The following is an 8,745-nucleotide window of genomic DNA, read 5'->3' as shown; positions in this document are numbered from 1 at the left end:
ATCAAAAGAGAAAGAAATATTATTTTATTTTCCTACTTCATTTATTAGATTTTAACACTCGTCATCTTGTTTGTTTACTCATAAGAATTGGCAAAAGTGCCATACTGTGGCTGGCGGTATGAAACTTTTATTATTTCTTTGCTACAACAAAATAACTAGATGCACCCTTATATATCTTTTCAGTGTCCATAGTTTGAAAATTTCCATTTGCTATTAAATCATCTAACTCAGAACTTTTAAGTCTTCTTATAGGTATGGGAATTACTCCAATTTTACACAATACCCGAACAAGCTGAATCTGAATATTAACCATAAATGACATTTTATCCCGAAGGCAAGGCGTTACCGAAATAAATAAGCCCTCAGGTTTTAACAATTCATATATCCTTTGCAAAACTACCTGGGGACCAGCCACTGTGTGCAACATATTGAAAGCCAAAATCACATCAAACGATTCCTTTTTGTACCTTTTATCAAAAATATCCGTTTGTGCGAAATGGATATTTTCAACTTTTTTATTGACGGCTTTTTCTTTGGCTATTTCAATCATTTTTGATGAAATATCAATAGCATGAATCTCTTTTACCTGGTTAGCAATTTCACGGGATGTAGTACCTGTTCCACATCCATAATCCATGACAATATTACTGCTGTTGAGATACTTTTTAGTGAGCTCCCGAGACTTACTATGAATATATTCAAATCGTTCCTCTGTCTTGTCATAGTTTTCTGAAGCTTTATCCCAGAACACTACCGATTTACTCATTTTTTTCATCGTTCTTAATTATACTTTCTAGTTTAAAAATTTTTAAAAGTGGAGATTTTTTCGTTTTTATTTCAATCATTAATCCGGCAAAACTTCACATACAAAACCCTTGCTTTGTATTAGCTGAATGACATCTTTCTCTAACAGTTTAGTGGAAACAACGCGAAGTACATTGTCCAAATCTTCGGTATCTACCGACCACTCTGAAATGCATGGGTGCGAGTTAAGAAAGGGTGCCATACTTTCAATTAAAGGAGGGGAACTAAGGTTTGTTTTAAACACCAATACGACCATATTCCGTTACTTTTTCTTTTTGAATTGGTCATTTAAAGGATCATATTTAAATACTTCATCCAGAGTAACATCAAATACATTGGCAATTCTAAAGGCTAGTTGGAGCGTAGGAGAATATTTTCCGCTTTCGATGGCTGCCACCGTCTGTCGAGTAACCCCCAGTTCATCTCCCAACTGCTGTTGAGTCATTTCACCTTTTAAAAAACGCAACATTCTTATCTTATTTTGAATATGGTCTTTGCTCATGTTAAATTCCTTTATTGTAGAAATAGATTTTCCAAACATCGCTCATCACTGCCGACACAAATCCAAAGCTCAATAGCGTTATGAACATATACTGTACTCCGTACCCCATGGAGATTGGAACCATGGAGGCAAAAAAACCAATTATGGAAACCCAATTACTGTAACGTTCTGATTTCATTTCTACTAGTTTATCTCGCTCGTCCATAAAATCCAGACGCTCTTTGTCTTCATGTTCATTTTTTAGGGCTCTGAAAATGGCGAATAAAATGAACAACACGATTTTCGCAACAACCATTACACCAGTCAGCTTTAAGATGAAGCTGCCCCAAAATTGAATTTCTGCTAGCTGCGGAAAGTATAAGTCTCCATGAATACCAAAGATGTAAAACATGTACCCTCCCATTAAGAGCACAGTAGTTACCAGATTAAAAACTGCTTTTTGTATTGCTATTGCCATTGTAGATGCTTTTTTAGGTTGACTAAATTAACTTGATGTTTGATATACATTACATAATGTTAAATATAATTAACTTAATGTCAAAAGTTACTAACATGTAAATTTTGTGACGTTAACGATAGAAGTATTAAGACGTTAATTACAAGACAGTGAAGGATGTGTGGAAAATAAAGGTGTAATGGCTCAAAGCCCTGTGATTATTAACCCTTTCCTCTCTCTATTTATCTCCTGTAAGATACTATGCAACCCCAGTTTAATAGTGACAGATAAAAGGCAATAGTGCTTTTAAATGAAAAGATGAATCACAATTCACATTATTTGAATAGCGATTTTGGATGAATTAATTATTCAATAACCAAATCAAAATGGGTATAGCTAGCTGGTTTTAAAAATTCATCATATCAATAGGATTAGTAAGATTCAGTAGCCAATGACCGCTGGATTTTTTATATGATTTTGTTACAAAAGAAATAAACCTGCTAGTGCATTTTTTCAGCTGTTGACATTAATTTTGAAAAAACATTGAACTTAACATTAAGCAAATGGATGAGTCGATTTTAGCACTTCTAAATAAGGCTGGGAAATTTTCTGAAGAAGATTCTCTACTTCTAAAGCAAGAATTAAATTTTAGAGAATTAAAAAAAGGCGATTTCTTACTAGAAAAAGGCAATGTTTGTTCATCATTGTGCTTTGTTATTTCAGGTAGCTTTTATCAATATAATATCGATTCTGAACTCAACAGAAATATCATAGACATAAATATCGAAAATGATTGGGTGAGTCAATGTGCAAAAATCCAACTTTCTGGAGCATCTCGCTTTTTGGGAGAGATATCAGTGAACGATTTAGAGCTGGATATGCGAGGTGCTTCAACTGCTGATCTTTTTGGAAAAATACATTTGTTGACAACAGAACTATCGGGGGTCAGTGAAATTCGAGACTATGATTTGGAAGTTGAACGACTAGATATAAAGCTTTCTGGGGTAGGTGAAGCATTTGTTTCGGTCAATGAATCGATCGATATTGAAGGCTCAGGGAAAAGCGTATTACACTATAAAGGCAATGCTTTCATTACTTATAAAAGACTTTCTGGTGACGCTAGTATCAAGAACAGAAATTGAATTAGGTTTAAATCAAAGTGATGTGAGTACGTAATTAGGACTTAACATTTGAGTTAGTCCAATGGACTTGTATTTAATGCCTACAATCTGCGAAGGATTATCAATATGATTGGACTAGCAAGCCTCAGGGAAGTATTTACCCATGTTTTGGATGCTATTTGGTAAGTGTTTACCTATATCTACCCCTTAAAGTCAAATCGCGCCCAACTTTAAGTTTAATATCTCACAAAATGTTCTACTAAAACCTTACTTTTAACCTCAAACTACTCGAAAACCTAGATTTTGAGACAAACGGTTGTTGTGTATATTTAAAACATAATTGAGTGGATTTAAAAGAAAAACTAAGGGCACTGATCAGTCAATTTCCGATACTGGAGAAGGAAGAAGTTGAAATCATTGTTGATAAAACCATTGTAGGTGAATTTAAAAGAGGAACAATATTACTGAAACAGGGGCAAGTTCCTTCAAAGTGTTATATGGTTGTTGAAGGTTGCGTTAGAGAATATTTAATGAAAAATGGAGAAGATATCTCAACAGCCTTCTTTACAGAAGGCGATACATTTACGCCTCATTCCAAAGAAAGTAAACCCTCTCAACATTATTGGGAATGTATAGAGGATTGTGTTTTGACCATCAGTAACAAGAATTATGAGGAGGAAATCCGTGCAGTAATTCCAAGACTTGATTCAGTTTTTCAAGAGATAGCCATAGAGAAAATGAACAAATCAAAAGAGGAATGGAGTCAATTTATTTCTTCTTCACCTGAAGAAAGGTACCTTAACTTACTCGTTGCAAAACCCCATCTTTTAGAGAGAGTACCACACCACCAGATAGCCAGTTATCTTGGCATTAAACCACAATCATTAAGTAGAATTCGTAAAAGAATCTTTGATCAGAAAAAGTAGTTTCCAAATTACACTTCGTTGTTCTTCAAAAGCCGCGTGGATATAACCTGATATATCCCTTTTATTGATTCGAAAATCTAATCGCGTGGCGTAAAATAAACAATGCACATTAACTTAAGTGAATGTGTAAAGCTTACATATAACCTAATTTTGCTGTCTAAATACCTGAATTAAGACAAGGAATTATGAGAAACGTTAATATCTACCGACACAAGATATCAATGTTGTTGGTTTACATTATTATTTTGGGGATTGCGTCTTTAACATTTTCAAGCTGTTCAACACACCGTGCGATTCGATTAAGAAATGAAAGTGTTGATGAATGGATGACTTATCAATGGGGAGAAATAAAAAAAAGTCCAGATAATGGGGGTGAAAATTGGATCATCTATTCCCGAAAAATAAAAGGGACTAATTTTTTAGAATATAAGATTATAGGAGATATAGAGGCATCACCAAAAGCATGCATTGCAGCTTTCAGGCAAGATATTCTAAATCAAGCTGCTGATTTGGAAAATAGGAAATACCCAACCTATGAAATCGTCAGTGAGTCTAAAGACAGTCTCTTAACGTACGTTATTCACAATGAACCATTCCCATTGAAAGACACTGAAATGAGTGTCATGTACATTTTCTTCAATGATGAAGATGAAAGCACAAGTGTAATATGGCATGAAGCATGGGATGAAAGTCAGGTTCAAATTTCTAAGAAGCTAAATCGTGTAGAAACTTTCAGAGGTTCATGGATTTTCGCTACCACTTCTGATAACTCTTGGCAAGGAGCTAATAGTGTCCAATTCGATCCAAAAGGAATGCCAATGTGGCTGGTTAAACCAATGGTGATGAAGTTCTTAAAAAACGGATTGGAAGATATTAAAGGAGCGACCTCAAAATAAAACCATTAAATATTTTACATATGTTAAAAAATAAAATCAGCCCTCAAACCCTGCTCTCAACCTTATGGGTATTTGTACTGCTCAATATAATTTTCCGGGACCTACATCAATTCGTCAAATCGGGATTTATTGAAGAGATAATGACGGGATTTGTCAATGGTATTAAAATAACAGACGAATTAATGTTATTGGGTGGGTTTTTAGCAGAAATACCCATTTTGATGGTGCTTCTCACTAGAATATTAGATGATAAAGCAAATAAATGGGCTAACATAATCGCTGGTATAATCACATTGGCAGTATTTGCAACAGGTATACCTTCGTTAGATATCGATGATGCGTTTCATATAGCTATTGAGACTGCAGCCATTTTATGGATATTCCGAATTGCATGGAAATTGCCAACTCATGATAATATTAATAATACTGAATCTCATGCCTAATTTAAAAAAGATGAAAGCAGTAGTATGCACAAAATATGGGCCACCAGAAGTTCTACAAATTCAAGAAGTAGAAAAGCCAATCCCAAAAGACAACGAAGTACTTGTTAAAATCTATGCTACTACTGTAAGTGCTGCTGATTATAGAGTGCGAGGCTTCAATTTTCCAGCATCAATCAGGCTCCCAGTGCGTTTATTGGTGGGGTTTAAGAGGCCTAGAAAATCTGTTTTGGGGATGGAGCTTTCTGGTAAGATTGAATCTATTGGTAAAAATGTTAGTTCGTTTAAAAAAGGAGATCAAGTGTTCGCGGCTAGTCTGCAAACTTTTGGGGCTTACGCAGAATACATTTGTTTGTCTGAAGATGGCCCAATTGCTTTGAAGCCAACTAATATAACTTATGAAGAAGCTGCAGCCATACCTATTGGAGCTCGTACTGCATATCATCATCTTAAAACTATAGCAAATGTACAACCAGAACAAAAAGTGCTTATCTATGGAGCTTCTGGAAGTGTTGGGACATACGCTGTACAACTAGCCAAATATTTTGGTGCTGAAGTAACCGCTGTATGTAGCACGGCAAATATAGAAATGGTTAAAGCCTTGGGAGCCGATAACGTGATTGATTATACAAGGCCTAATTATACTGAGTAATTTGAATCTTATGATATCATATTCGTAACCATAGATAAATGCCCTTTTAGTACGTGCGAAAAAGTCCTCAACAAAAAAGGAACTTACTTAAATGTGGGTAGACCCTTAAAAAGTCTGGCCATGCTTTGGACTTCCTTAAGCAGCAGCAAAAAAATTGCAGTCGGGGAAAATTCACCGGAAACGGCCAAAGCACTGCATATCTTGAAAAGTATTGTAGAATAGGGACAACTTAAAGCGGTTATTGATAGAAGTTACCCTTTGGATCAGATCGTGGAAGCACATCAATATGCTGACCAAGGACATAAAAAGGGTAATTTGGTAATTACTGTAAATTAATAAAAATTGTGGTAGCACTGTATATAGCTAATAGGGCGTGTCTTGGTTAATGAAAGTTTAGGGCTATTTACCAAAACCCCAAACTTTTAATTTAGCTTTTACAATAAATAAGATAAAACAACAACTTGGATGTTTAAAAATTATATAAAGATTGCTTTCCGAAGTCTTTTAAGACAACCTGGTTACACTTCACTCAATATTATTGGACTTACAGTTGGTATTGCCTCTAGTTTAATAATTCTATTGTATATTTTTCATGAAACGAGTTTCGATAACCAGCATTCAAATGGAGATCGGATCTATCGTCTTTCCACGGAGATTACTGCGCCAGATGGTTCATTTAAGTGGGCACACATGACGAGTCGGGCTGCATTTACAGTTAAAAATGAATATCCAGAGATAGAACAGGCAGCTCGAATGCAAGGTCTAAGTCGTCAAAGTAGTATGCGGTTTGAGTTCAATCAAGATGATTACTATCAAGAAAATGTCTATGCCGCTGACTCCACCTTGTTCGAATTATTTGATTACGAATTTGTAGCTGGAAATCCCAAAACTGCATTGCAATCTCCAAATTCGATAATCATCAATCAGTCGATGGCGACTAAAATATTCAAAAATGAAAATCCAATTGGCCAAACAATTATAAGCGGTGGAGATAGGGAAATGTCTTTGCAAGTAACAGGCGTATATAAAGACATGTCTAACGCTTCTCACCTTCTAGCTGAGGCATTGATATCCTGGAAAACTATCTTCCCAGACGGAGATAGTGGCTGGGGACAGTGGGGTGTCTTTTCCTATGTAATGGTTAATGAAGGTGTCACGCAAGAAACCTTGCAAGCAAAGCTTGATTTGATAGTTGCTAAATACATAGATCCAATCTTTGATCCGCTTAAGATCGAGACTAAAATAATACCAGTTCCGCTAAAAAGTATCCATTTGACTTCAGATTTCGAAAATGAACCTGTTCCTGCAGGCGACATTCAGTATGTTCGTATTTTTACCGCAATAGCAATTTTTCTCATCATTATTGCCAGTATCAACTATATGAACTTAGCCACGGCACGATCAACAAAGCGGTCCATGGAAGTTGGCTTAAGAAAAGCAATGGGTGCCCAAAGAAGTGGTTTAATAAGTCAATTTTTGACTGAATCAGTTCTAATTACACTCATATCCCTAATCTTAAGTGTTCTTGTCATAATTACTGTTGTTCCTGCCATTAACGGCATTGTGGGTACTCAATTGGCTATCGAGGGATTATTTGACACTAATGTGATTTTGGCAGTCATCGGTATCGTATTTATCACTGGATTTATTGGCGGTTGTTATCCAGCTTTCTTTTTGTCATCTTTTCAGCCGGCAACTGTACTTAAAGGAAGTGGGGGCAAATCTAGCGGCAAACTATTAAGAAAGGCTTTGGTAACGCTACAGTTTTCTATTTCAATGTTCATGCTGATCGGCACTTTGGTTATTTATGCTCAAATGCAATTTGTCAGAAACAAAGATTTAGGTTTTGACAAAGAGCAAATGATGCAAATCGACTTTAGAAGTAGCGCAGATATGGAGAAATGGAATATCCTTAAAAATGAATTGGTTCAAAATGTCAATATAGGTGGGACAGGGTCTTCGAGTTCAACTCCTGGAAATGGTTATTCTAAAAGCGTACATCTAATCGAAACTGAAGAAGGGCCAATGGACAACCGGGGAATAGACTTTTATTGGGTTGATTATGATTTCTTTTCTACACTAGGTGTTGATGTGGTTGAAGGAAGGAATTTCTCATTGGATTATCCTTCAGATTCTTCACAAGCCGTAATGGTAAATGAGGCCATGGTGCGAAGAATGAATTGGACAAACCCAATTGGTAAAAAAATTAGTTTGTTTGGAAATGATTCTATACCCTCTGCTCTTGTGGTTGGCGTGGTGAAAGATTTCCATCAACAATCACTTTATAACCCATTAACTGCCCTGGTGTTTATCCCAAGTCTTATTAATAGCTCTGCCATTATTAAAATCACTGGAGATATCACATCTACAATTGACCTTATTGAAGAAGCATGGGAAGGAATATATCCTAACACTGCATTTGAATATGTATTTATTGATGAGCAATTCATGGAGAGTTATGAGGCTGACCAAATCCGTGGTCAATTATTCCTAGGCTTTTCTGGCATGACCATCTTGATTGCTTGTTTAGGATTGTTGGGATTGGCTTCATACACTACAGAGCAACGATCTAAGGAAATTAGCATCAGAAAAGTGCTTGGTGCTAATACACAAGAGCTAATTAATCTGCTCATTAGAGATTTTGTGATCCTTATCGTCATTGCTGCCATACCTGCATCCATATTGGGCTATTTCTTTGAAATAAGTTGGCTAGAAAATTTCCAATTCCATATAACTCCTGGAGTTGCAATATATGCAACCGTACTATCAGGTACTATTATATTAACGGTGCTTACTACTGGTTATCATACTCTTAAAGTCGCTACTGCTAACCCTGCACGGAAGCTGCAGGGTGAATAAGGAATCGAACAAATAAGAATATATAAATTTTGTAATATTAACGATAGAAGTATTAAGAAGTTAATTATAAGACAGTTATGGATGTGTGGAAAATAAAGGTGTAATGGCT

Annotated in this window: 10 protein-coding genes and 1 pseudogene; 7 read left to right on the top strand and 4 right to left on the bottom strand. The window is 35.7% G+C overall.

The features are described 5' to 3' along the window. Window positions 1-130: 130 nt before the first annotated feature. The 4 genes from E1140_RS03590 to E1140_RS03575 all read right to left on the bottom strand — a co-directional run bounded on the left by E1140_RS03590 (window position 131) and on the right by E1140_RS03575 (window position 1,763). Window positions 131-775, bottom strand: coding sequence for a class I SAM-dependent methyltransferase (locus E1140_RS03590; RefSeq protein ID WP_221412622.1), 645 nt, complete (start codon window positions 773-775; stop codon window positions 131-133). A gap of 69 nt (window positions 776-844) precedes the next feature. Further along, window positions 845-1,006, bottom strand: a complete 162-nt coding sequence (locus tag E1140_RS21640) for a hypothetical protein (RefSeq protein WP_155179113.1) — start codon at window positions 1,004-1,006, stop codon at window positions 845-847. A gap of 60 nt (window positions 1,007-1,066) precedes the next feature. Beyond that, window positions 1,067-1,273: a helix-turn-helix transcriptional regulator gene (locus tag E1140_RS03580; protein ID WP_221412621.1), complete on the bottom strand. Its 207-nt coding sequence runs from the start codon at window positions 1,271-1,273 to the stop codon at window positions 1,067-1,069. Window positions 1,274-1,307: 34 nt separating this feature from the next. Next, a complete protein-coding gene (locus E1140_RS03575; RefSeq protein WP_155179109.1) occupies window positions 1,308-1,763 on the bottom strand; it encodes a hypothetical protein in 456 nt (151 codons plus the stop codon). Window positions 1,764-2,305: 542 nt separating this feature from the next. Here E1140_RS03575 and E1140_RS03570 point away from each other — a divergent pair. The 7 genes and pseudogenes from E1140_RS03570 to E1140_RS03545 all read left to right on the top strand — a co-directional run bounded on the left by E1140_RS03570 (window position 2,306) and on the right by E1140_RS03545 (window position 8,636). Further along, the gene (locus E1140_RS03570; protein ID WP_155179107.1) at window positions 2,306-2,884 is read left to right on the top strand and encodes a GIN domain-containing protein; all 579 of its coding nucleotides are present in this window, start codon (window positions 2,306-2,308) and stop codon (window positions 2,882-2,884) included. Between the two features lie 323 nt (window positions 2,885-3,207). After that, a complete protein-coding gene (locus E1140_RS03565; RefSeq protein WP_155179105.1) occupies window positions 3,208-3,789 on the top strand; it encodes a cyclic nucleotide-binding domain-containing protein in 582 nt (193 codons plus the stop codon). A gap of 185 nt (window positions 3,790-3,974) precedes the next feature. Further along, the gene (locus tag E1140_RS03560) at window positions 3,975-4,685 is read left to right on the top strand and encodes an SRPBCC family protein (RefSeq protein WP_155179103.1); all 711 of its coding nucleotides are present in this window, start codon (window positions 3,975-3,977) and stop codon (window positions 4,683-4,685) included. A gap of 20 nt (window positions 4,686-4,705) precedes the next feature. Further along, window positions 4,706-5,128, top strand: coding sequence for a DUF6326 family protein (locus E1140_RS03555; RefSeq protein WP_155179101.1), 423 nt, complete (start codon window positions 4,706-4,708; stop codon window positions 5,126-5,128). A 10-nt stretch (window positions 5,129-5,138) separates the two neighbouring features. Continuing rightward, window positions 5,139-5,777, top strand: a complete 639-nt coding sequence (locus tag E1140_RS03550) for an NAD(P)-dependent alcohol dehydrogenase (RefSeq protein WP_221412620.1) — start codon at window positions 5,139-5,141, stop codon at window positions 5,775-5,777. A 234-nt stretch (window positions 5,778-6,011) separates the two neighbouring features. Continuing rightward, window positions 6,012-6,113, top strand: a pseudogene (locus E1140_RS21995) (zinc-binding dehydrogenase); the annotation flags it as partial. Window positions 6,114-6,242: 129 nt separating this feature from the next. Further along, window positions 6,243-8,636: an ABC transporter permease gene (locus E1140_RS03545; RefSeq protein ID WP_155179099.1), complete on the top strand. Its 2,394-nt coding sequence runs from the start codon at window positions 6,243-6,245 to the stop codon at window positions 8,634-8,636. Window positions 8,637-8,745 lie beyond the last annotated feature (109 nt).

It is taken from the genome of Fulvivirga lutimaris, from assembly GCF_009711525.1.
Taxonomy (GTDB): Bacteria; Bacteroidota; Bacteroidia; order Cytophagales; family Cyclobacteriaceae; genus Fulvivirga; species Fulvivirga lutimaris.
This window is presented reverse-complemented; position numbering and strand designations above follow the sequence as displayed.

What these genes read in the sequence shown, in the direction of transcription:
- E1140_RS03590 (WP_221412622.1), bottom strand. Translation starts at nt 775, where the DNA reads ATGAAAAAAATGAGTAAATCGGTAGTGTTCTGGGATAAAGCTTCAGAA.
- E1140_RS21640 (WP_155179113.1), bottom strand. Translation starts at nt 1,006, where the DNA reads ATGGCACCCTTTCTTAACTCGCACCCATGCATTTCAGAGTGGTCGGTA.
- E1140_RS03580 (WP_221412621.1), bottom strand. Translation starts at nt 1,273, where the DNA reads ATGTTGCGTTTTTTAAAAGGTGAAATGACTCAACAGCAGTTGGGAGAT.
- E1140_RS03575 (WP_155179109.1), bottom strand. Translation starts at nt 1,763, where the DNA reads ATGGCAATAGCAATACAAAAAGCAGTTTTTAATCTGGTAACTACTGTG.
- E1140_RS03570 (WP_155179107.1), top strand. Translation starts at nt 2,306, where the DNA reads ATGGATGAGTCGATTTTAGCACTTCTAAATAAGGCTGGGAAATTTTCT.
- E1140_RS03560 (WP_155179103.1), top strand. Translation starts at nt 3,975, where the DNA reads ATGAGAAACGTTAATATCTACCGACACAAGATATCAATGTTGTTGGTT.
- E1140_RS03555 (WP_155179101.1), top strand. Translation starts at nt 4,706, where the DNA reads ATGTTAAAAAATAAAATCAGCCCTCAAACCCTGCTCTCAACCTTATGG.
- E1140_RS03550 (WP_221412620.1), top strand. Translation starts at nt 5,139, where the DNA reads ATGAAAGCAGTAGTATGCACAAAATATGGGCCACCAGAAGTTCTACAA.
- E1140_RS03545 (WP_155179099.1), top strand. Translation starts at nt 6,243, where the DNA reads ATGTTTAAAAATTATATAAAGATTGCTTTCCGAAGTCTTTTAAGACAA.